At 69.6% G+C, this 20,171-nt stretch carries 19 protein-coding genes, 1 tRNA gene and 1 pseudogene; 9 read left to right on the forward strand and 12 right to left on the reverse strand.

What is annotated here, in order from left to right:
- Positions 1-21: 21 nt before the first annotated feature.
- The 5 genes from H7F30_RS01160 to H7F30_RS01180 all read right to left on the reverse strand — a co-directional run bounded on the left by H7F30_RS01160 (position 22) and on the right by H7F30_RS01180 (position 7,028).
- The gene (locus H7F30_RS01160; protein ID WP_187036203.1) at positions 22-1,203 is read right to left on the reverse strand and encodes a hypothetical protein; all 1,182 of its coding nucleotides are present in this window, start codon (positions 1,201-1,203) and stop codon (positions 22-24) included.
- An 83-nt stretch (positions 1,204-1,286) separates the two neighbouring features.
- Positions 1,287-2,258 (reverse strand): WcbI family polysaccharide biosynthesis putative acetyltransferase, encoded by a 972-nt coding sequence (locus H7F30_RS01165; protein ID WP_187036204.1) that lies wholly within the window; start codon positions 2,256-2,258, stop codon positions 1,287-1,289.
- Positions 2,255-3,964, reverse strand: coding sequence for a PIG-L family deacetylase (locus H7F30_RS01170; RefSeq protein ID WP_187036205.1), 1,710 nt, complete (start codon positions 3,962-3,964; stop codon positions 2,255-2,257). Before H7F30_RS01170 ends, H7F30_RS01165 begins: the two co-directional genes overlap by 4 nt.
- A complete protein-coding gene (locus H7F30_RS01175) occupies positions 3,964-4,950 on the reverse strand; it encodes an acyl-CoA dehydrogenase family protein (RefSeq protein WP_255464915.1) in 987 nt (328 codons plus the stop codon). Before H7F30_RS01175 ends, H7F30_RS01170 begins: the two co-directional genes overlap by 1 nt.
- Positions 4,947-7,028, reverse strand: a complete 2,082-nt coding sequence (locus H7F30_RS01180; RefSeq protein WP_187036207.1) for a catalase — start codon at positions 7,026-7,028, stop codon at positions 4,947-4,949. The genes H7F30_RS01175 and H7F30_RS01180 overlap by 4 nt, the downstream gene beginning before the upstream one ends.
- A 244-nt stretch (positions 7,029-7,272) precedes the next feature.
- Between H7F30_RS01180 and H7F30_RS01185 the strand changes: the two genes are divergently transcribed.
- The 4 genes from H7F30_RS01185 (at position 7,273) to H7F30_RS01200 (ending at position 11,016) form a co-directional block, all read left to right on the forward strand.
- Positions 7,273-8,283: an SDR family oxidoreductase gene (locus H7F30_RS01185; protein ID WP_187036208.1), complete on the forward strand. Its 1,011-nt coding sequence runs from the start codon at positions 7,273-7,275 to the stop codon at positions 8,281-8,283.
- 78 nt (positions 8,284-8,361) lie between these two features.
- Positions 8,362-8,856: a pyridoxamine 5'-phosphate oxidase family protein gene (locus tag H7F30_RS01190; protein ID WP_187036209.1), complete on the forward strand. Its 495-nt coding sequence runs from the start codon at positions 8,362-8,364 to the stop codon at positions 8,854-8,856.
- A gap of 112 nt (positions 8,857-8,968) precedes the next feature.
- On the forward strand, positions 8,969-10,165 hold the full coding sequence (locus H7F30_RS01195; protein WP_129666514.1) for a zinc-dependent alcohol dehydrogenase: 1,197 nt from the start codon (positions 8,969-8,971) through the stop codon (positions 10,163-10,165).
- Between the two features lie 209 nt (positions 10,166-10,374).
- Complete coding sequence (locus H7F30_RS01200; protein WP_255464995.1) at positions 10,375-11,016, forward strand: HEAT repeat domain-containing protein; 642 nt, start codon at positions 10,375-10,377, stop codon at positions 11,014-11,016.
- Positions 11,017-11,505: 489 nt separating this feature from the next.
- Here the strand turns inward: H7F30_RS01200 and H7F30_RS01205 are convergent, their stop codons facing one another.
- The gene (locus H7F30_RS01205; protein ID WP_047310604.1) at positions 11,506-11,988 is read right to left on the reverse strand and encodes a hypothetical protein; all 483 of its coding nucleotides are present in this window, start codon (positions 11,986-11,988) and stop codon (positions 11,506-11,508) included.
- Positions 11,989-12,313: 325 nt separating this feature from the next.
- Between H7F30_RS01205 and H7F30_RS01210 the strand changes: the two genes are divergently transcribed.
- From H7F30_RS01210 to H7F30_RS01220, 3 genes are all read left to right on the forward strand, one after another.
- Complete coding sequence (locus tag H7F30_RS01210) at positions 12,314-12,832, forward strand: response regulator transcription factor (protein ID WP_187036211.1); 519 nt, start codon at positions 12,314-12,316, stop codon at positions 12,830-12,832.
- Positions 12,833-12,995: 163 nt separating this feature from the next.
- Positions 12,996-14,426 carry a guanitoxin biosynthesis heme-dependent pre-guanitoxin N-hydroxylase GntA gene (gene gntA / locus H7F30_RS01215; RefSeq protein WP_187036213.1) on the forward strand — a complete coding sequence of 477 codons (1,431 nt, stop codon included), beginning with the start codon at positions 12,996-12,998 and terminating at the stop codon, positions 14,424-14,426.
- On the forward strand, positions 14,419-15,087 hold the full coding sequence (locus H7F30_RS01220) for a DUF1989 domain-containing protein (protein ID WP_129666504.1): 669 nt from the start codon (positions 14,419-14,421) through the stop codon (positions 15,085-15,087). The genes gntA and H7F30_RS01220 overlap by 8 nt, the downstream gene beginning before the upstream one ends.
- 283 nt (positions 15,088-15,370) lie before the next feature.
- On the opposite strand, the gene H7F30_RS01225 is transcribed toward H7F30_RS01220, so the two are convergent.
- The 5 genes and pseudogenes from H7F30_RS01225 to H7F30_RS01240 all read right to left on the reverse strand — a co-directional run bounded on the left by H7F30_RS01225 (position 15,371) and on the right by H7F30_RS01240 (position 17,632).
- Positions 15,371-15,766 (reverse strand): hypothetical protein, encoded by a 396-nt coding sequence (locus tag H7F30_RS01225; protein WP_187036215.1) that lies wholly within the window; start codon positions 15,764-15,766, stop codon positions 15,371-15,373.
- A 143-nt stretch (positions 15,767-15,909) separates the two neighbouring features.
- Positions 15,910-16,203 (reverse strand): hypothetical protein, encoded by a 294-nt coding sequence (locus tag H7F30_RS15020; RefSeq protein WP_370562776.1) that lies wholly within the window; start codon positions 16,201-16,203, stop codon positions 15,910-15,912.
- A gap of 48 nt (positions 16,204-16,251) precedes the next feature.
- Positions 16,252-16,449, reverse strand: a complete 198-nt coding sequence (locus tag H7F30_RS15025; protein WP_370562778.1) for a hypothetical protein — start codon at positions 16,447-16,449, stop codon at positions 16,252-16,254.
- Positions 16,450-16,558: 109 nt separating this feature from the next.
- Positions 16,559-17,259 (reverse strand): annotated as a pseudogene (locus tag H7F30_RS01235) (pirin family protein); the annotation flags it as partial.
- A 288-nt stretch (positions 17,260-17,547) separates the two neighbouring features.
- Positions 17,548-17,632, reverse strand: a tRNA-Ser gene (locus H7F30_RS01240).
- A gap of 195 nt (positions 17,633-17,827) precedes the next feature.
- On the opposite strand from H7F30_RS01240, the gene H7F30_RS01245 reads away from it, so the two are divergent.
- Together H7F30_RS01245 and H7F30_RS01250 are read left to right on the forward strand one after the other, a co-directional pair.
- A complete protein-coding gene (locus tag H7F30_RS01245; protein WP_052946805.1) occupies positions 17,828-18,202 on the forward strand; it encodes a YtxH domain-containing protein in 375 nt (124 codons plus the stop codon).
- 182 nt (positions 18,203-18,384) lie between these two features.
- The gene (locus tag H7F30_RS01250) at positions 18,385-18,660 is read left to right on the forward strand and encodes an HU family DNA-binding protein (protein ID WP_047310606.1); all 276 of its coding nucleotides are present in this window, start codon (positions 18,385-18,387) and stop codon (positions 18,658-18,660) included.
- An 87-nt stretch (positions 18,661-18,747) separates the two neighbouring features.
- Here the strand turns inward: H7F30_RS01250 and H7F30_RS01255 are convergent, their stop codons facing one another.
- Positions 18,748-20,109: an FAD-dependent oxidoreductase gene (locus tag H7F30_RS01255; RefSeq protein ID WP_187036217.1), complete on the reverse strand. Its 1,362-nt coding sequence runs from the start codon at positions 20,107-20,109 to the stop codon at positions 18,748-18,750.
- Between the last annotated feature and the right edge of the window lie 62 nt (positions 20,110-20,171).

Raw genomic sequence — 20,171 nt, forward strand, 5'->3', positions numbered from 1 at the left:
CGCCCGCGCGAGCGTTCGCGTTCACCCGACACCACCCAGGGGCGTCAGGTGCGCGGCGAGCAGTTCGCTCTGGCGACGCGCGGCGTCCGGCGTCGTGAGCAAGCCGGGATGCGACGGGTTCGTCACGGTCACCATCGGGTCGCTCAGCGCCGCCCGGGCGGCATCGACGAGCACATCGATCACACCATCACGATCGCCCGATTCGCCTGCACCAGTAGAAGCTTCGACGACCGCCACCGACCCGGGTGCCGTCGTCGACAGTTCGGCGACCCACGGCGTGGCCAGCGTGATCGGCCGGCGACCGGCGGCGATCCATCGGCCGATCGAACCCGACGCGGAGATGTGACGGTAGGCCGCGAGCGGCACGGCGATCGTCGCGATCGCGGCGTCCATCTCGTCCTCGCTCAGGTGCCCGAGAACGCGCAGTTCGATTCCGCGCGCGTTCGCGGCGCGGCGCAAGTCATCCACGAAGTCCTCGTGCCCCTCGACCACCGCGCCGAGCATGACGAGGTCGCGACCCAGCGCCGCGGCAACATCGAGCGCCAACTGCGGATCCTTGCCCGGATGGACGAACCCGAGGACGCCGACGGGCGCGTCATCGCCCAGGGCGAGCACCGCGTCACCCGCCGCGGTTGCACTCGGTCGTGCATCGACCGGCAACGTGGCGACACCGACGCCAGCGACATCGGCGTCGCCGAAACCCCGAGCGGCGCTGTCAGCGTCACCGGCAGGCGCCGCGACGACGTCACCCAGCATCGCGCGCTCGGCCTCGCTGCACACCTGAACAGACGCGGCGGCCGCGACGATGCGCGCATACAGCGCAGCGCGACGTTCGTAGCGCGCCTGCCCCTCGGCGGGCTGCGGAATGTCGTGAAGCGTGACGTGCACGGGCCGTGCGGCGCCCTCGATCGCGCGCACCCCGGCTTCGATCGCCCGGTGGTCGGCGCCGAGCAGCGCGTCGGTGAGGTGAACATGCACGGGCCCGGCATCGTCCGCGAGGTACGCCGCGAGGTCACGCGCGCCGGTCCCCACGTCGAGCATCGACGTGCGGCGCGCACCGGCGAGAGCCGCCCCGTGGCGCGTCACCCCGTGCTCGGGCGGGCCGAGCAGGAGGTGGTCGACGGTTGCAGCCGCATCACCCGATGCAACGTGCGCGCTGCGGGGGTCCTCAGCGGCAGTGCTCGCCGGGCGCGTCGTCGTCATCCTCGTATTGTCATGTGCGACGGGGCTTCTCGTCATCTTGACGTCTGTCGGATGTTCGAACGCATCGCCGCTCGGTGCGGCGCTCACACGTCACCGTCCACGATCTCGAGCAACGTCGCATGTCGACGCACCGCGTCCGCGAGTGCCTGCGGGTGCTCGGCGTACCACGCGGCGTGGGCGGCGACGAGCTCGTCCTCGCCCACCGCCTGACCGCGCACCTGCCACACGCGGGCGACGTCGTAATCGCTCATCGGCACCTGCGCGAGCGCGGCGGCGCGCTCGTCCATCGGCGCGACGAGGGCGCCGAGCAGCGACCGGCCAGGGTCGTACTCGCGGGGTGCGCCGAGGTCGAGGGCGGCCGCGATGCGGTCGGCGACCTCGACGAGGACGTCGTTCGTCGGGTGGTTGATGACGTGGACGCTGCGCCGTCCAGGGCGCGTGAGGGCATCACGAATGTCGACGGCGCCGTGCGCCTCGATGCGCCGCGTCAGCTCGGCGAGGGATGCGTCGCGCAGGGCACCGACGGCGCGCTCGTCGAGCTGCGGCAGGTCGGCGCTCGTCACACGAGCCGCGTGGTCACCCGCTCGGCGGCACGCCGCGATGACGCGCAGATCGTGAAACGGCACGATCGGCGGCTCGCCCGCGGGCGTGCGGACGATGACCTGCGCCGGGTGCAGCCCCGCCCACCGCATGACGGGCACGATCGTCGACCTGACGTGCGGCGCCGCCGTGAGCAGTTCTTCCGTGCCGACGGGCAGGCCGCGATACCCGGGGGCGACGGGTTGTGTGACGAGGTACTGGGCCTGCGCGAGGGTGCGATGCAGGTGCGGCACGTCATCGGCGACCAGTTCGTGCGCCGGGACGAGGCGGATCGTGCGGATGCGATCGCCGTACCGACCGTCGAGAAGTACGCGCAGCGACTCCGCCTGGCAGTTGCCGTGGACGACGAGCACCGGGCGGCCGTCAGGATCGGCCGTCGGCACGGGGTCGTTGAGACCGTAGAACTCGCCGTAGTGCAGGTTGCGAGGCGTCGCCTCGACGGCAGGCACTGTCATGAGGCCTCTCCTTCGACGCCATCTCTGGCACTTTCGCCGCTGACGGCGCCAATGCCGCGCTCGCCGTCAGTCGACGAATGTGGACGAAAATCGCCGGTGTAGACAGGATTCGCCGATGTGGACGGGATTCGCAGGACGGCGCGGGTGTCGCGCGACACGGGGGCCGTTGCGGCGGTCGGGGCATCGCCGTTGCTCGGGCGAGCGACCACGATGGCGACGTCGTCGTCTTCGTAACGCGCGAGCGTCGGCCACACGAGGCGCACCTGCTCATCGACGAGACGCCCGTCGAGGGGGATGTCACGCGTCGGGTGCAGCCAGTTCGCCACGACGACGACACCGTCATCGCGCAGCAGTGCGTCGATGCCGGCGAGGGTCGCCAGCAGCGTCGCGCCGTCGAGGAAGTAGCCGATCTCGCTCAGCACGACGGTGTCGAACCGCTGCCCTTCGTCGGCGAGTTCATCGAGCACAGAAGGCAGTTCGGCGTGGCGCCAGTCGACGCCGTCGACGTCACGTCGACGAGCGCGCGCCAGCGCCTGGGCGCTCCCGTCGACCGCGACCACGCCGTCGGCGCGCTCGGCGAGCACCTGCGTCAGGACGCCCGTGGAGCATCCGAGATCGAGCACGCGCCCGAGATGCTCGTCAGGCAGCATCGCCTCGATGAGGGCACGGCGACGCCGCTCGTACCAGCGCGTCTCGACACCCCACGGGTCGTCGCTGCCCTCGAACATCGCGTCGAAGGATGCCGCCGGCGTGCGTCCATCATCGGACGAGGCGACGCGGGGCAGCGCGCCGTCGGGGTCGAAGAGTGTCTCGACGAGACGTTCGAAGTGGGCGAGGACGCCGGCGTCGAGCATCGCAGGCTCGGCTGCGGGGCGCGCGAACGTCCCGATCTGTGACGAGTACGCCGCGATGGCTGCGCGTTTGCGCTGGAGCGAGGCGACGTCGGGGACAGCGAGAACGCTTCTCTCCCAGACTGTTTCGGCAACCGACGATGGGTCGCCCCAGTGCCACCACCACAACGGATAGCTGACGCACGCCGCCCCGAGCTGCGCCGCGACGTCCCGCGCCACGGCTCCGCACGTGTCGTGGTCGATGTGCGCATCGGCCTCCGCCGGGGCGACGACGAGCACCCGCTCAGTTCCCGACCCACGCACCGGCGTCATCGACGGCGCCACCGTCGAGGTCACATCGGTGGCTGCGTCATCGCAGCCGACCGCTCTCGAGGGCGACTGGTCCGACACCGTGGATGCCTCCGCCGCAGTTACCCGCACGACGCGCTCCAGCGCAGCGGCCAGCTTGGCACGGTGGTCAGCGACGCGGCCGTCAGGTAGCGCAAGGCGCTCAACCCGCCCGAGCGCGCCGCCGAGCAGCACACCGAGAGCGTCGTCGAACTCGCGACGACGGACTTCGCGGACGACCTCGAATGTCAATCCCGTTGCCGCAGAGTGCGATCCCTCGCCGTCGGTGACGAGGGCGACGTCTACGGCCAACCCCGCGTCCGCGAGCATCGCCAAGAATGCGCCGACGGCGAGGGTCTCGTCGTCGGGGTGAGCCGCGACGACGACGACGCGGCTGTACCGGGCAGCGAGGGCTTCGACGTCGAGGTGCCCGAGCGACGCCCATGGCGTCCCTCGCAACCACGTGCGTTCGCTCGTGCCGGGCTCCCGCGACGACCACGAGGCCGGCGCGGCGGGCATCCCGCGCATCAGTGACGCTCCAGTGTGGCGGCGCCGATGGCGGCGAGGTCGCGTTCGGCGTGGTGCTGACGCACATAGACGCCGAGGTCGGCAACGCGCCGCGCGTGGGTCTCGTCGCTCGTCAACGGGCCGGGGCCGAGCGCGTGGCCACAGGTCGTCAGCGCCTGCTCCACCGCATCGGCGACGACTGCTCGCACGCGCGACGACAACGCGAGACCCGCCGCACCGCAGGCGTTTCCACCGTCGATCGCGCGGGCTGCGTCGGCGAGCACCGCGTCGAACAGATACGCGATGACCTCGAACCGGCCCAGATGCATGAGCGCGATCTGATCGGGTTCACGCCGCCCCGCAGCCGCACGAACCGCTGTGACGAGGCCGTCCACGCCGCCCGCCCAGACGGCGGCGACACCGATGCCACCCCACGCGAAACCGTCACGGCCGAGATAAAAACCTGGCTCCCCGACGGGCGTCGCGGGCATCGCGTCGAATGTCAGCGACGTCGAACGGATCGCGACGAGCCCACGCGACACCCAAGGCTCCTCGGCGCCACGCACCCGCGCATCCGTGAGGTCGACGGCGAACAACCGCTGTCCATCAGGCGTACCGGCCGTCACGAGCGCATGCGACAACTGCTCACCGAGCGAGCACCACGGCTTCACCCCGTCGAGCACCCAGCCGTCACCCTCGCGACGCGCGGCGAGGCCCGGCGCCCGCGCCGCGAACACACCCCAGGCGCCGTCCTCACCGCCGGGCAGCACGTCACCCGGCGCAACCCCCGCCTCGGCGAGGATCGCAAGCGCGTCGAGGTGCGGTTCGATGACGCGCGCCGTCGTCAGGTCGAAGGCGCCGAGCGATCGGAGCGTGTCGAGATACACCGCGCTGTCGCGGCCCAACGCCGCTGCGGCGGAAGCGAACTCACCGGCAGCGGCAAGCGCCGCCCCGACGTCCCCAGCAGGGATATCGGGGCGGCACAGCACGCGAGAGGGTTCGCTCAAGCGGAGAGCTCCCGCTTCCAGAAGCGCAGCGCACGGCACGTCTCCACGAAGCCCTTTGCGCCGGCCGCGTCGCTGACGTCGACGAACCCGTCGTCCTTCTTCGACGCCACACCCGCGGCTTCGATGAGACCCGACGCGTCCGGGCCGAGGGCCAGGAACTTGTTGTGCGCGACGGCGTCCGTCACGAAGTCACGAGCCTCGGCGACCTTGCCGAGCGTCGCCGCACCGTCAGCCGACGGCAGCAGCGCGACGGCGTCGAACAGCACCGACGGCGCACCGGCGATGGCGTGATCGGCGGCGAGCTTCTCACCGTTCGACAGCGTGACGCCACCGACGGCCTTCGCGACGATCTCGACGACCGTGCCCTCGGCCTCGGCGGCCGAACGCACCGCGGCGAGCAGGTCGGCGTCGGTTCCGTCGCTGACGACGACGCCGATCTTGCGGCCGGCGAAGCTGTCGGGTCCGTTCTTCACGATGCTCAGCGCGTCGGAGACGGGCAGGTCGTGACGCGGCGCCACCTTCGCGGGCGAGGCCTCCGGCAGCTCCATCGCGAGCTCGTCGGCGACGCGCTGCGCGAGCGACTCGTCGACGTTGCGCAGGTTGCCGAGCATGCGCGTGCGGATCTCGGGGATCTCGCACTTGCCGAGCTCGAACGCGAATGCGTCGACGATGTGCTTCTGCTCGACCTCCGTCTGGCTCTTCCAGAACTGGTTGGCCTGGCTGTAGTGGTCGGCGAACGACTCCGCACGCAGACGGCGCGCCTCACCCTCGACCTTCGTCGGGTACGTGTCCGGCTGGAACGTCGTCAGCGCACGCGGGCCACGGTCGTCACCCGAGAAACCGTTCGGCTCATAGTTGGCGCGGCCCCTCTGGTGCGCGAACTGCATGTGACCGTCACGCTGGAAGTGCGCGACGGGGCACTTCGGCGCGTTGACGGGCAGCTGCGTGTGGTTGGTCGAGCCGAGGCGCGACAGCTGCGTGTCGAGGTAGCTGAAGTTGCGGCCCTGCAGCAGCGGGTCGTTCGTGAAGTCGATGCCGGGCACGACGTTCTGCGTCATGAACGCGACCTGCTCCGTCTCGGAGAAGACGTTGTCGACGACGCGGTTGAGCGTCATCTTGCCGAGCGGGCGGATCGGGACGATCTCCTCGGGGATGATCTTCGTCGAGTCGAGCACGTCGAAGTCGAAGCTGTCGGCGAACGCGTCGTTGAACACCTGGACACCGAGCTCGTACTCGGGGAAGTCGCCGCTCTGGATCGCGTTCCACAGGTCACGACGGTGGAAGTCGGCGTCGGCGCCGTTGATCTTGACGGCCTCGTTCCAGACCACCGACTGCATGCCCTGTGCGGGCTTCCAATGGAACTTGACGAACGAGCTCTTGCCGTCGGCCGTCACGAAGCGGAAGGTGTGGACACCGAAGCCCTCCATGAAGCGGAAGCTGCGCGGAATCGCGCGGTCGCTCATCGCCCACAGGGCCATGTGCGTCGACTCGGGCATGAGGGAGATGAAGTCCCAGAACGTGTCGTGCGCGCTCGCCGCCTGCGGCCAACCGCGGTCCTGCTCCTCCTTGACCGAGTGCACGAGGTCGGGGAACTTGATCGCGTCCTGGATGAAGAAGACGGGGATGTTGTTGCCGACGAGGTCCCAGTTGCCCTCCTCGGTGTAGAACTTCGTCGCGAAGCCACGGACGTCGCGCGCGAGGTCGGCGGAGCCCATGTTGCCGGCGACCGTCGAGAAACGAACGAACGTCTCCGTCTGACGGCCCTTCTTGCCGAACAGGTAGGCGGCCGTGAGGTCGCTGTGGTCGTCGTAGCTCTCGAACACGCCGTGCGCGCCGTAGCCGCGGGCATGGACGACACGCTCCGGGATGCGCTCGTGGTCGAAGTGCATGATCTTGTCGCGGAACGCGGCGTCCTGCAGCAGCGACGGGCCGCGGTCGCCCGCACGCAGCTGGTTCTGGTCGTCGGTCATCGGAATACCCTGCGACGTCGTCATGGCGTTGCCACCGCTCACCCCCTGGTGCAGCTCGTCCCCGGTGCCGCGCGTGTCGGGGCTCGTGGTGCGCTCGTTGTCGCTCATGGCTCTCCTCATGCTGGTGGTCGTTCGATCATGGCCTCTCGACCCTATGTCGGAGAGTAAGGCCACCGCCCCCCTCTCACCACGCCCCTACGGATGTGGACGAAAATCGCCGATGTGGAAAATAATCGCAGGGAGCCCAGGGCGCTGACGGGACATGAGCCGCCGGGCACCCGTGTGGGTGACGACTCGGTGTGAGAGGCGAAACCCATGGGAAAAATTAGGGATCGACTCTAGGGTGAAACTCATGGAGACGTCGCGCAGCCAGTCGGATCACCCGGTCAGTTTGCCGAACCAGAATGCATCGGCTTCGTCAGAGAAGCCCTTGGCACTCGTCGCGGGAGCCTCGCGCGGGCTGGGTTTTCTCGTCGCCACCGCCCTCGCCGACGCCGGGCACCGCGTCGTCCTCGCATCTCGCTCCGCGGACGCCCTGACGAAGGCCGCCGACACGCTTGTCTCCCACGGCCACGCGCGCAGTGCCGTCTCGACGATCGTCATGGACGTGAGCGATCGCGACGGGGTGGCTCGAGCCGTCGCCCAGGTCGAGGGCGAGCACGGCCCGATCGACGTCGCCATCCACGTCGCCGGTGTCATAGAGGTCGGCCCGGCCGAGAACACGACGCACGAGCACATCGAAGGCGCGATGAGCATCATGGCGTGGGGGCCGATCAACCTCTCCGACGCCGTCATCCCCGGCATGCGCGAACGCGGGCGCGGGCGCTTCGGCGTCGTCACCTCCATCGGCGGCCTGCTGAGCGCACCGCACCTGCTCGCGTACTCGACGGCGAAGTTCGCGGCCATCGGCTACACCGAGGGCCTCGCCGCGTCGCTCGCCGGCACGGGTGTGAGCGCCACCGTCATCGCCCCGGGGTTGATGCGCACCGGCTCGCACACGGCCGCACAGTTCTACGGCAACGCGCAGGCCGAATACGCGTGGTTTGCGCCCGCCGCGTCGCTGCCGTTCGTCAGCATGGACGCCACGAAGGCCGCGCGACGCATGGTCGACGGCGTCCTCGCCGGCAAGCCGTACGTCATCCTCACGCCCGCCGCGAAGCTCGGCGCGCGCGTCCACGGCGTCATGCCGGGTGTGACGACGCGCGTCATGGGCCTCGTCGGGCGTGCGCTGCCCGGGCCCGTTCCCGGTGCGACGACGCCTGTCCCCGGATCCAAGCTCGCACCTAGGGCCGGACGATTCGTCAAGCTCCTCACGACCCTCGGTGATCGCGCGTCGCGCAGCAACCTCGAACCCGAGGGTTGAGCGGCCCCGGGTCGCGCCACCCGAAGATTTGAACCCAACCACCCGACCATCCGAGGCCCCCGACGAAAGGTACGCACCATGTCTGCTGGAACCCCGAAGTCCGACATCTCGCAGGAGCAGGTCGTCGAGATCATGCGTGGTGAGCGCTTCGTCATGCTCACCTCGATCGCAGTAGACGGGGCCCTGCACAGCCACCCGATGACGCCGCAGGAGGTGACGGACGACGCCGACGTGTGGTTCTTCGTCGGCCTCGGCACCGAGCAGGCGCAGGCGCTGCAGAGCAACCCGCAGGTCAACCTGTCGTTCGCGCACCTCGGTTCGTGGCTGTCCGTCGCGGGACTCGTCGAGTTCGTCGACGACGGCGCTAAGATCGACGAGCTGTGGGGCGACGACGTCGCCGCTTGGTACGACGGCGGCAAGGACGACCCGGACCTCGGTCTCGTCCGCGTCGTCAGCGAGTCCGCGCAGTTCTGGGGCCAGCCCGGAGGCAAGGCCTCCGCGCTCGCGAGCATTGTCAAGGCGCGCGTCAGCGGCGAGCGTCCGAAGGGCCAGAGCGCCACGACCGAGCTGTGACGAACTCGGGAGCCGAACCGACGCGCGGCGGCTCCCGGCGCCACGCTCCCCACCACCCCATCCCCACCACCCGGTCGCCGCACGTCGCGGTGATCCTCTCGAGGAGAAACTGATGCGAGCACTCACCTGGCAGGGCCAGGGCAAGGTCTCGGTCGAGCAGGTCGCCGACCCGAGCATCCAGGAGCCCACCGACGCGATCGTGCGCGTCACCTCGACCGCGATCTGCGGTTCGGACATGCACCTCTACACCGTCCTCGCGCCGTTCCTGACGAAGGGCGACATCCTCGGCCACGAGTTCATGGGCATCGTCGAGGAGGTCGGCTCGGGCGTCACGAACCTCAAGCCCGGCGACCGCGTCGTCGTGCCGTTCAACATCTCCTGCGGCCACTGCTGGATGTGCAGCCGAGGCTTGTTCGCGCAGTGCGAGACGACGCAGAACGTCGACCAGGGTACCGGCGCGAGCCTGTTCGGCTTCACGAGCCTGTATGGTGCGGTGCCCGGCGGCCAGGCGGACTACGTCCGCGTGCCGCACGCCGATTTCGGCCCCATCAAGGTGCCTGAGGCCGGCGAGGACGAGCGCTACCTCTACCTGTCCGACATCCTGCCGACCGCGTGGCAGGGCGTGCAATGGGCGAACGTGCGCCCCGGCGACACGCTCGCCGTCATGGGTGCCGGCCCCGTCGGTCAGCTCGCCGTCGCGAGCGCGCAGTACCTGGGGATCGAGGACGTCATCGTCGTTGACCGCGTGCCGGAGCGCCTCGAGCGCATGAAGGCCCGCGGCGCCCGCACAATCAACCTCGACGACCTCGACGGCTCGCAGGTCAGCGCCGTCGGCGACGCGGTGCGCGACCTGACGGACGGGCGCGGTGCGGACGGCGTCGTCGAGGCCGTCGGCATGGAGGCACACGGCAACCCGGTTGCCGCTGCGGGCCTGTCGGCCGTGAGCAAGCTGCCGTCGGCGATCTCGGAGCCGCTCGCGAAGAATGCCGGCATAGACCGTCTCGCCGCGCTGCACGCCGCGATCGACAGCGTCCGCCGCGGCGGCACCGTCTCCGTCTCCGGTGTCTACGGCGGCGCGCTCGACCCGATGCCGATGATGCAGATGTTCGACAAGGGCATCGCGATGCGCATGGGCCAGTGCCACGTCAAGCAGTGGACCGGCGAGCTGCGCGACGTGCTCGTCGACGCCGACCCGTTCGGCGTCGAGCAACTCGCGACTCACCGCGTCGGGCTCGACGAGGCGGCGACGATGTACGACGTGTTCCAGAAGAAGCAGGACGGCTGCCAGAAGGTCGTCCTCAAGCCCTGACGCACGGACGGCCTGGGATCGGGTCGGCGTCCACCGAGACGCTGGGCCACCCGGCCGCCCGGCCACCACAGGATGGCGGGTAACTCACGGGTAGGCGCGCGGTTGGGCGCCGACCTGTGAGTTACCCGCCATCGTGCGTTCTACGTCCAGGCGGCGCCGCCTGGAGTGCTGCGCGGAATAGTGCGGGCGCGACGGGCGCTGCAGTGAGCATGACGCCCGAGCAGTACGCCGCGAACATCGCCCGCGCCCTCGACGTGCAGGATCAGTCGGTGCGGTTGCAGGCCGCGATGGCGGCGGGCACCCATCCGCATCCCGATCTGTTGGAGACGCTAGTGCGTCGCTGCGGCGTCGAGCCCGACTTCTTCGTCCGAGAGACCCTCGCCTGGGCGCTGACGCGCCTGCGGGCTGACGACGTCCTGCCGCGCGTTCAGCGCGAGCTGGCGTCGAAGAACATCCAGGCGCGCACGCAGGCGTTGCACGTGCTGTCGAAGGTCGGCGACGAGCGCGCATGGCCCTGGATCACGCCCGAGTTCCTGCACGACGCCGACGACGATCTCGCCCGCACCGCCTGGCGCGCGGCCGCCGCGCTGGCCCCGGAGAGTCAACATGGCTCTCTCGCTGACGAATTGGTCAAGGAGTTCGGCCGTGGTGACGCCGGCACGCAGACGGCGTTGAGCGTCGCATTGCTTGGTCTCGGCGACGCCGCCGTCCCAGCGGTCACGTCGGCAATGCGGAGCCAAGACGCGGCCGTCACCGAACATGCTCGCGCGACCGACCTGCTGCGCACCCGCCCCGAGCTCGCGTTCGACGGCGCCGTCGAGGAAGCCAAGCGCATCGTCGCGATGGGTTGAGCGCGTCGGCCCCGCCCCCGGCCATACGACGGGAGAGCGGGCAACTCACGGGTAGGCACGCAACGACGCGCCGACCCGTGAGTCACCCGCCATCCCATCGACGAAGGTGACGCAGCGGCCGCCCCATCCCCCAGAGCTTGCAATCACAACGCCTGGGGCCGCTCAGCACCAGGCCGGCCTGTCGCCGTCGGTGCGGTGCCTCGCCGTCGATGACATTGCACAGCAGGGTGCTGATGAACTTCACCTCGAATGTCGCGGCGGCATGCAGTGTAGTGAGCGCCACACGTGAATGATCCTTGTTCATTTTGGCCCGTAGGTGGCGCCCCTGAAGGCGCCTCGGGAGGGACGCCACACATGGCGGTCACCACCGACCAACCTGGACAGCTGGGGTCAGGCCGCGTCAGGGCGATCAGGCAAGGCGAGGCGCCCGAGCGGTCCAGCGGGGCGACTCGTCCGACGGCTCACCAGCGGAGCGTAGCGAATGTCAGTTCAGCGCAGCGTCGCGGCCGCTTCGGCGTGGGCGGCGACGAGGCGTTCGAGCTGGCTGTCAGCGCGCACGATGAGGTCGTCGAGTTCGGCGACGTCGATGCGCGCATCGTCGGTCGCGAGCACGCGCAGGCCCTCCCAGCCGGCCCGCTTGCCACGAACGGCCGACAGCAGCGCCTCGAGTTCGAGCACGTCGCTCAGCGGGGAGCGGCGCACGAAGCGGCCGTTGAGTTTCACGCGGCTGACGGTCTCGCCGACGCTCAGCGCGAGCTGCGCGAGCCGCGCCTCACCCACCCCGAGCGCGTCGGCCATGACGCGCAGGCGTGCGCGGTCCTCGGCGATCTCCCGCGTCAGCGTCGCGAGCACCTTCCGCGTGCGCGCCGAACTCTGCGAGCGCGACGCGCGCTCGAACAGGTCGAGCCCACCCTTCGATGCGGCCCAGTGATGAGCGACGTAGCTGGTGACGAACTTGTCGCGCGATTCCATGATCGACCTCCTGCAGGTCTGCGAGAACGGGTGCCAGCGTCAGCCTAGGAGGTCACCGTGCGCGCGACCAGCCCCACGCAACACGGTCGATGTCGGAATTTCGTCATGGTTAATTTCCTTGTGTCGCAACATGTTGGCAAGGTATCCGCATGTCGTCCCACCCGAGCACCGATGGAGCCGCACACCTCCGTCTGGCGACGGGTGAGGAGTCGAGGGGCGCGCCCGCACCCCGCGCATTGCGCGTCACCCTCGTCGACGACGACGCCCTCGTCATGGCCGGTTTTCAGGCACTCCTCTCGCCCTACACTGCACGCGTCGAGGCGACGTGCAGCCGCGGCGTACCCACCGAACTCACCGACGTCGCGCTCTCGACTGCTTCGCCGCCCCCGAGCCGGGGTGGGCGACGCTGGCGCGCCTGCGCGACACAGCCACCGTCACGCGCCTCGTCGTCTACACCAACGACCCTCCGCAGGCGCACGTCGGCGCGCTCACCGACTTCGGCGTCGCGGGCATACTGACGAAGCACGCGACGGCCGACGAGCTCGTCACCGCACTCGAACGCGTCGCCCGCGGCGAGCGCGTCGTCGACCCCGCGTTCCCCGTCGAGCTGGGTGACGACTGGTGGCCCGGGCGCGCCGAGGGGCTCACCGAGCGAGAGGCGCAGGCCGTCACGCTCATCTGCCGCGGCCTGCCCAACGGCGCGATCGCGAACGAACTCAACGTCTCCCTCAACACGCTCAAGAGCTACATCCGCTCCGCCTACCGCACCATGGGCGTCGCCTCCCGCAGCGAGGCGGTGCTGTGGGGCGTCGCGCGCGGACTGCACGTCGACGGCCGGTCCTGACGCGCTCACCACTTTCCAGCATGGCGCCGCGCACCGGCGGTCCATCAGGCAGCCGACGCTTCACCTCCTTGCGGGTGTGGCGCGAAACACGGTGAGCGACAACATTTTTCATCACCACCGACACCTCACGACCCTTGATCGTCGGATCGCTCGAAGGAGAGCTGTGCCCCGCCTCACGGTCGCCGTCGTCGCACGTAGCGAGCTGTTCGGATGCGGCGCGATGGCGGCTCTCGACGCGTTCGGCGTCGCGACACGCCTCGTGCTCGTGCGTGGCCCGGGCCTGCGCGCCGATTTCGCGCTCGATGCCGACGTCGCCGTGCTCGAGTGGAACGAACCCAACCGCAACGCCTGGGATCAACTGCGCGCGCTGCACGCCGCGAACCCGACGACGAAGCTGCTCGTGTCGTCGCTGCACACCGACGATGCCGCCATCAGCCGGCTCCTCGCGCGCGGCGCGTCGGGAGTCGTCGGACGGTCGGCGAGCGCCGCCGATCTGCGCGCCGGGGTCGATGACGTGGTCGCGGGTCGAATCGTCCGCCCCGCGGTGCTTCGACCCTCCCCCACGGACGCGCGGCAGACCGTCCCCTCCGACGGGCTGACCGCACGTCAGGCGCAGATCGTCGATCTCATCTGCTCGGGCATGCCGAACGCGCAGATCGCCGAGCGCCTGCACCTGAGCGTCAACAGCATCGAGTCGCACATCAGAGGCGCCTACCGCGCGATGGACGTGCAGACGCGCCCTCAAGCCGTGTTGTGGGGTCTGGCGCGCGGCTACGGTGGTCATGTGTCTGACGATCACTGGCCGCCAGCCGCGGCCCCCACCTCATCATCCGGCTCGTCGACGCACCCAACCGATGACGACGAGTCGCAGGCCCGTGACCTCGCCGAGTGGCTCGCCGAACAAGCCGACGCGGGCCTCGAGGGCGCGGACGAGGCAACCATCCGCGACGTCATCGGCGCGATGATCGAGCACCCTCGGTTTCCGTGCCTCGGAGCGCGTTCGGCGCTGAAACGCGACGGCGCGCTCGTCCGCGTCTTCGACGACATGACCGATGACGCGTGTCTCTCAACGCTCAGCGCTGAGCTGGCTGACTTCGCCGCGATCGAGCGTGGCCCGCGCGAGTTCGGCTCGTTCATCGCCGTCTTCCGTCGCCCGCGGGCGGGTGACGAGCGGGAGTTCGAGAACCTCCTGTGGGGCATGCTGCAGCGATTGCACGATCGTGACGACGCGCCGTGGGCCGAGCGCGTGTCGCCCGACACGACGTCACCGCACTTCAGTTTCAGCCTCGGCGGCGTGCCGTTCTTCCTCGTCGGGTTGCATCCGCAGGCCTCGCGCATCGCGCGCCGTGCTCCGCTGACGACGGTCGTGTTCAACCTGCACGATCAGTTCGAGCAGCTGCGAGCTGACGGCGGCTTCGACCGGATGCGCGACGCGATCCGCCGCCGCGATGCTGCGTTGCAGGGTTCGATCAATCCGGTCGTCACCGATCATGGACGCTCGTCGGAGGCGCGTCAGTACTCTGGGCGGCACGTGGAGGACGACTGGCGTGCCCCGTTCACCGCGCGCCCTTCGAAGGAGAATTCTGATGACTGACCCGCGACGCCCGCGATCCCCCCACCCGCCGACGCCGCGGCCGCCGTACGCGGGCGGCCCCGAAGCTCCCGCCGACGGTTGGTCGCGCATCGCCCCGCAGACGGGGGTGCTCGTGCCGCTGGCGGCCGGCCAGGTGCTCGAGGTCGTCGACCCGTGCGGTGAGCAGGTGAGCGACTTCTACGCCGTCATGCAGGGCGACATCGCCGAGTGCTTCTCGGCGGGGCGCACCGTCGACTACAACAACACGTTGTACCCATCGACGGGGCACCGGTTGTGGAGCAACCGCAGCAGCGTCATGGCGACGATCGTCGCGGACTCGGTGGGCATCCACGACATGACGGTGACGCCGTGCAGCCAGCAGACGTTCGACATCCTCTACCCCGAGTTCGACGGCGCCCCGCACCCGAGTTGCTTCGCGAACCTGTGCGGCGCGCTCGAACCCGTCGGCGTCGCGCCCGACCACATCGGCACGACGCTCAACATCTTCATGGACGTGTGGACGAGCCCCGACGGTGAACTGCACATCGACCCGCCGCCGACGCAGGCGGGTGACGTCTTCGCCATCCGCGCCGAAGCCGACCTGTTCGTCGGGCTGACGGCCTGCTCGGCCGAGAAATCGAACGCCGGCGTCTGCAAACCCATCGACTACCGGGTGCGCTGAGGCGCTGACGTCGCACCGGCCCGGTCAGCGAAAGTGGTGAAACAGGCGGCCGTTCAGGCCCCGTCGGGGCTCAGGCGCTCCGAGCAGAATGAGCATCGAGATGGCCCATGGTGTGTCACGACCACGCGAAATAGCGCGCGTTCATGACGCAACATCCTTGGGTGGGGAGGCGTTGTGCGCCGACACTGCGCTCCGATGGTCAGGAGAACGTGACGCCCGACCCCGCCCATTTGGTGCCGTCCTTGATAAAGGACGCGACGTTGAGCGTCACGGTTGTCGTGCCCTAGCCGTCGACAGTCACGAGGTCACTGAGCGACACGGGGGCCGGGTTGGCGCTGCTCGTGCCGGAGGAGTTCGTGAGTGAGATGCCGATGTACGTGTTGCAGTCCTGGGCTGTTGAACTGGCAGGACCACTACAGCCGCCGTTCGGCGTGCCGGCTGTACCGGAGCCCGCGACGCCGGTGCCGCCCGTCAACGCGTAGCTCTTGCCGTTCGTCAGGTTCATCGTGCCACCGGCGCTCGTGTTGAACGCGAAGAACGCCGACGCAGGCAGCGGACGGCCCTTGATGATCTGCGAACACGGGTCCGCCGCCATTGCCGGAGCCGCGCTAGCGACGGCAATGGCGGGGATGCTCCAGGCGGCGCCCCGAGCGACGGCGCGGCGGGTGGAATGCGACATGTGTCCTCCAGCGGGCGGTCGAGGCGTTTTTTTGAGTCAACTCAAGATGACGCAATTCTGTCTCGCCCCCTGCGCAACGGAGTGCCACGCCCCTGTGATGTACGACGCAACCGCCCCTTCGAGCGTACTCGACAGGGCGTGCGTCATGCCCCCGAGCGCCCCGTCGTCACGCGCCAGCGCAGGTTCGTCGGCAGCTCCTCGAGCAGGCGCAGCCAGAGCTCCGACGACGTCGGGTAGCTCGGCACCGCGTGCCGAAGGACGCCGATCGGCACCTGGCCGACGATGGCGACCGTCGCCGCGTGGACGAGTTCGGCCGTCTCGTGGCCGACGAACGTCGCGCCGAGCAGGCACCCGGTCGCACGGTCGACGACGATCTTGGCGCTCCCCACACCGTCGTCACGCAGCAGAGCCGTGCCCGCGGCGCTCGCGAACGGCACCGCGACGGTGACGACGTCATGCCCCGCTTCGCGCGCCTGAGCCTCGCTCTAGCCGACCGCCGCGACCTGCGGGTCCGTGAACACGACCTGAGGGACGGGAACGTCACGCGGCGGCGGCGTCTCGTGCGCGCCGGCGAGTCGGGCGCCGAGCACGCGCGCCTCGTACTTGCCCATGTGTGTCAGCGGCGCGCCGCCGCCGGCGTCACCGATGGCGTGCAGCCAGGTCGGCAGGCGCCCGGCGCGCAAATCGTCCGCGTTGACGCCGACCGCGTCGAGACCGATGTCGTCGAGGCGCGGGCGACGGCCGGTGGCGCGCAGGAGTTCGTCGGCGACGATCCGCTCGCTGCCCGATTCATCCGCTCGCTAGCGGCACGCACTCGGGCGCGTGATGCTCGAACGCGCGGGCGCCGTCGCGGGTCACGTCGGGCAGTGCCACCCAGAGCTGGACGCCGTGCAGCGTCTCGGTGCCGGGCGTCGAGACCTCGGAGTGGACGATGCCGCGGCCGCTCGTCATGAGGTTGACCTCGCCGGGCGGATGACGGCGTGCGCGCCACCAGAATCATGGTGTTCGATGGCGCCCTCGAACAACCTCGAGACCGTCTGCAGCCCGGTGTGGGGGTGCGGCGGCACGTCCATGCCGACGCCGCGTTCCGGGCCGTAGTGGTCGACGAAGCACCACGCCCCGACGAACGAGCGGTCGCGGTGCGGCAGGGTGCGTCGCACCTCGAGGGCACGCAGCCCGCCGAGCGGAACCTGGCGGGGTGAGAGAACCTGAACGACGCCCTCGACGGGGCGTTCTGCGGTGGGCGCCTCGTTCGCCTGGGCGACGATCACACCTGCAGGGTCGAGTCCACCGGCGGCCCTGACGTCGGCGTCGGCGCCTGACGTGCGGGCACCGGCGTCGCGGGTAGTGGTCCGACGAGCGCCGTCGCGTGGGTATGGCGGGTGGGTGTTGTCGTGAACACCGTCGCCCTGGATGCCGGACGGGTAGGCGCCGGCGCCGGCGTGATGCGTGGTGTTGGTGCGGGCGCCTGTGTCCTGGGTGTCGTCGAGCATTTCAGCGCTCCCTGATGTGGACCGTCAGCCCCGACGAATGGGGCCCTCATGCCACCCAAGCACCCACGGTGTGCAGGAGCAACAGTCGGCCGATCGTTGTGGACGAAAATCGCAGTTGGGTCGCTCTGCACCGTTAGGAGGGAGGGCGTGGGAACCGTCGCGCCGCGCGGGCTCGCTACCGCTCACTCGCGCGTCGCCCCTCCCAAATCCCCAACCTGTCATGCCGCAGAGAAGTAGGACCCCCGCCGGGCGACTTCATCGCCGATCCGGCGGGGTCCTACTCATCTGCGGAGGGCGTGGGATTTGAACCCACGGTTGGTTTCCCAACTCCGGTTTTCAAGACCGGTGCACTCGGCCACTATGCGAGCCCTCCTCGTCGCTGCACCAACCGCGAACACCACGGGCAACGACCCGTCGAGCGCATCGTCGTCGACGCTCCCAGCAGGGCCGAACCCAGGCGTCGCACGGCAACCGCGCAACGAGAAACCATCGTAAGGCACTGGCGCGCCAACGCAGATTGGGTAGGCTCGACGGGAAGTTGTCCGTTCACATGACATGGAGCCACATCATGGGCAAGATCTCCTTCCTCGCCGGCGGCGTCGTCGGCTACGTCCTCGGTACGCGCGCCGGGGAGAAGCGCTACGAGCAGATCAAGAAGCAGGCCGACAAGGCCTGGCAGAACCCGGCGGTCCAGGAGAAGGTCACCGCCGCAACCGAGCAGGTCAAGACGAAGGCCCCCGCCGTCGCTGCTGCCGTCGGCCAAAAGGCTGCCGACGCGGGCAAGAACGCGGGCCAGGCTGCTGCCGCCAAGGCGGGCGACGCCAAGGACGCCGTCGCGAACCGCGGCGACAAGGACCTGCCGGAGACCATCCACCGCGGCGAGGACGGCGAACTCCACGCCGACACGAGCGGTTTCGGCCCGGGCGGCGAGAAGCTTCCCTGACCTTTCGGGTCGTACGCCCAAATTCCGACTGCGACGCGTCGTGAAGCACTCCGAGCCGGTCTTTCACCCCTTCGGGCGCGACATTTCGCGGCGCATCGCGTAGATTCGCAGACAACGCGGCCTAACGCGGCGCCTTCGGGGCACCGTTCTGGCTGCGACAGGTTAGAGAAGAGGATTCATCCATGAACCGCAGTGATCTTGCCAGCACCATCGCCCAGCGCACCGGCGTCAGCGTCAAGGACGCCTCCGCCGTCATCGCCGGCCTGAATGACGTCATCATCGAGGCCGTCGGCCGCGGCGAGAAGATCCAGCTCCCGGGTCTGCTCACGATCGAGCGCGTCGAGCGCGCCGCCCGCACGGGCCGCAACCCGCAGACGGGCGCCGAGATCGAGATCCCGGCCGGCTACGCCGCCAAGGTCACGGCAGGCTCCAAGCTCAAGGCTGCTGCCAAGGGCTGACCCAACGCCTGACACACGAAGGGCCCGCGCCGACACGGCGCGGGCCCTTCGTCATGCTCGAACGTCGGACCTGACGATGAACTCGGGTCAGGAAGCCACCTGCTCCGCGTGCGCGCGACCGGCCGCGATCATGTCCTCGCGCGAAACGATCTTCACGCGCTCGCGGCCCGCGCCCGCGCCGAGGGCGATCTCCTGCGCGTCCAAGCGCTCCCAGTCGTCCCACAGCGTCACGTCGACACCGCTGTCGAGCAGGTGACGCAACAGCGCGTCCTCGTCGTCGACGGCCGGCGCCACGAGCGACGGCAGGTCCTCGAGCAGGCAACGGATCGTCTCCGACGCGTCCGACTTCGTGTGGCCGATGAGGCCCACAGGGCCGCGCTTGATCCAGCCCGTCACGTACGTCGCTGCAATCGGCTCTCCGGACTGGTCGAGCACGCGGCCGGCCTCGTTCGGCACGACGCCGCGGGCGTCGTCGAAGGGCAGGTTCTGCAGCGGCGACGAGTAGTACCCGACGGCGCGGTACACGGCCTGCACGTCCCAGTCGATCGTCTCCCCCGTGCCGCGCACGTTGCCGTCGCCGACGAACTCGGTGCGCTCGGTGCGCAACCCCGTCACGGCATCCTCACCGAGCACCTCGACCGGCGCCTGGCAGAGGTGGATGTGGATGCGGTGCGGCGCCCCGGTGGGCTCGGTGTCGAGGTACTTGAGCAATGTGTTGACGACGAGCTTCGTCGACTTGCTCGCGTTGATCGCCGCCTGGCCGGCCTCGTCGATCTCGAAGCCCTCCGGCTCGACGATGACGTCGACGCTCGGCGAGTGCGACAGCTCGCGGAACTCCATCGGCGTGAACTTCAGCTGCGCCGGGCCACGGCGAGCGAACACGTGGACGTCCGTCGCCTCGTTGAGCGCGAGGCCCTGGTAGACGTTGTCCGGGATCTCCGTGGTGAGCTGCTCGTCCGCGGGCTTGGCGAGCATGCGGGCCACGTCGAGGGCCACGTTGCCGGCACCGATGACGGCGACGCTCTTCGCCGTGAGCGGCCAATCGCGCGGGGCGTCCGGGTGACCGTCGTACCAACTGACGAAGTCCGCGGCGCCGTAGCTGCCCGGAAGGTCGATTCCCGGGATCTCGAGCGGGCGGTCCGAGGACGCACCGGTGGAGAAGATCACCGCGTCGTAGTGCTGCTGCAGACGCTCGAGGTCGACGTCCGTGCCGTAGTCGACGTTGCCGATGAAGCGGATGCGATCCCCCGAGAGCACCCGCCGCAGCGCCTTGACGATCTCCTTGATCCGCGGGTGATCGGGCGCCACCCCGTAGCGCACGAGCCCGTACGGAGCCGGAAGTCGGTCGAAGATGTCGACCGTCGCACTCTCGTGCTCCTTGGTGAGGATGTCGGCCGCGTAGATTCCTGCGGGGCCGGCACCGATGATCGCTACGCGTGGTGCGCGCACATGACCTCCTTGGTCGGGAGGTTCACCCCAAGGTGACGGGGTGAACCGTCGGATGGGGTGCG

The sequence above is a fragment of the Dermacoccus sp. PAMC28757 genome (assembly GCF_014302635.1).
GTDB classification, from domain to species: domain Bacteria; phylum Actinomycetota; class Actinomycetes; order Actinomycetales; family Dermatophilaceae; genus Dermacoccus; species Dermacoccus abyssi.

What these genes read in the sequence shown, in the direction of transcription:
- H7F30_RS01160 (WP_187036203.1), bottom strand. Translation starts at nt 1,203, where the DNA reads ATGACGACGACGCGCCCGGCGAGCACTGCCGCTGAGGACCCCCGCAGC.
- H7F30_RS01165 (WP_187036204.1), bottom strand. Translation starts at nt 2,258, where the DNA reads ATGACAGTGCCTGCCGTCGAGGCGACGCCTCGCAACCTGCACTACGGC.
- H7F30_RS01170 (WP_187036205.1), bottom strand. Translation starts at nt 3,964, where the DNA reads ATGCGCGGGATGCCCGCCGCGCCGGCCTCGTGGTCGTCGCGGGAGCCC.
- H7F30_RS01180 (WP_187036207.1), bottom strand. Translation starts at nt 7,028, where the DNA reads ATGAGCGACAACGAGCGCACCACGAGCCCCGACACGCGCGGCACCGGG.
- H7F30_RS01185 (WP_187036208.1), top strand. Translation starts at nt 7,273, where the DNA reads ATGGAGACGTCGCGCAGCCAGTCGGATCACCCGGTCAGTTTGCCGAAC.
- H7F30_RS01190 (WP_187036209.1), top strand. Translation starts at nt 8,362, where the DNA reads ATGTCTGCTGGAACCCCGAAGTCCGACATCTCGCAGGAGCAGGTCGTC.
- H7F30_RS01195 (WP_129666514.1), top strand. Translation starts at nt 8,969, where the DNA reads ATGCGAGCACTCACCTGGCAGGGCCAGGGCAAGGTCTCGGTCGAGCAG.
- H7F30_RS01200 (WP_255464995.1), top strand. Translation starts at nt 10,375, where the DNA reads ATGACGCCCGAGCAGTACGCCGCGAACATCGCCCGCGCCCTCGACGTG.
- H7F30_RS01205 (WP_047310604.1), bottom strand. Translation starts at nt 11,988, where the DNA reads ATGGAATCGCGCGACAAGTTCGTCACCAGCTACGTCGCTCATCACTGG.
- H7F30_RS01220 (WP_129666504.1), top strand. Translation starts at nt 14,419, where the DNA reads ATGACTGACCCGCGACGCCCGCGATCCCCCCACCCGCCGACGCCGCGG.
- H7F30_RS01225 (WP_187036215.1), bottom strand. Translation starts at nt 15,766, where the DNA reads ATGTCGCATTCCACCCGCCGCGCCGTCGCTCGGGGCGCCGCCTGGAGC.
- H7F30_RS01245 (WP_052946805.1), top strand. Translation starts at nt 17,828, where the DNA reads ATGGGCAAGATCTCCTTCCTCGCCGGCGGCGTCGTCGGCTACGTCCTC.
- H7F30_RS01250 (WP_047310606.1), top strand. Translation starts at nt 18,385, where the DNA reads ATGAACCGCAGTGATCTTGCCAGCACCATCGCCCAGCGCACCGGCGTC.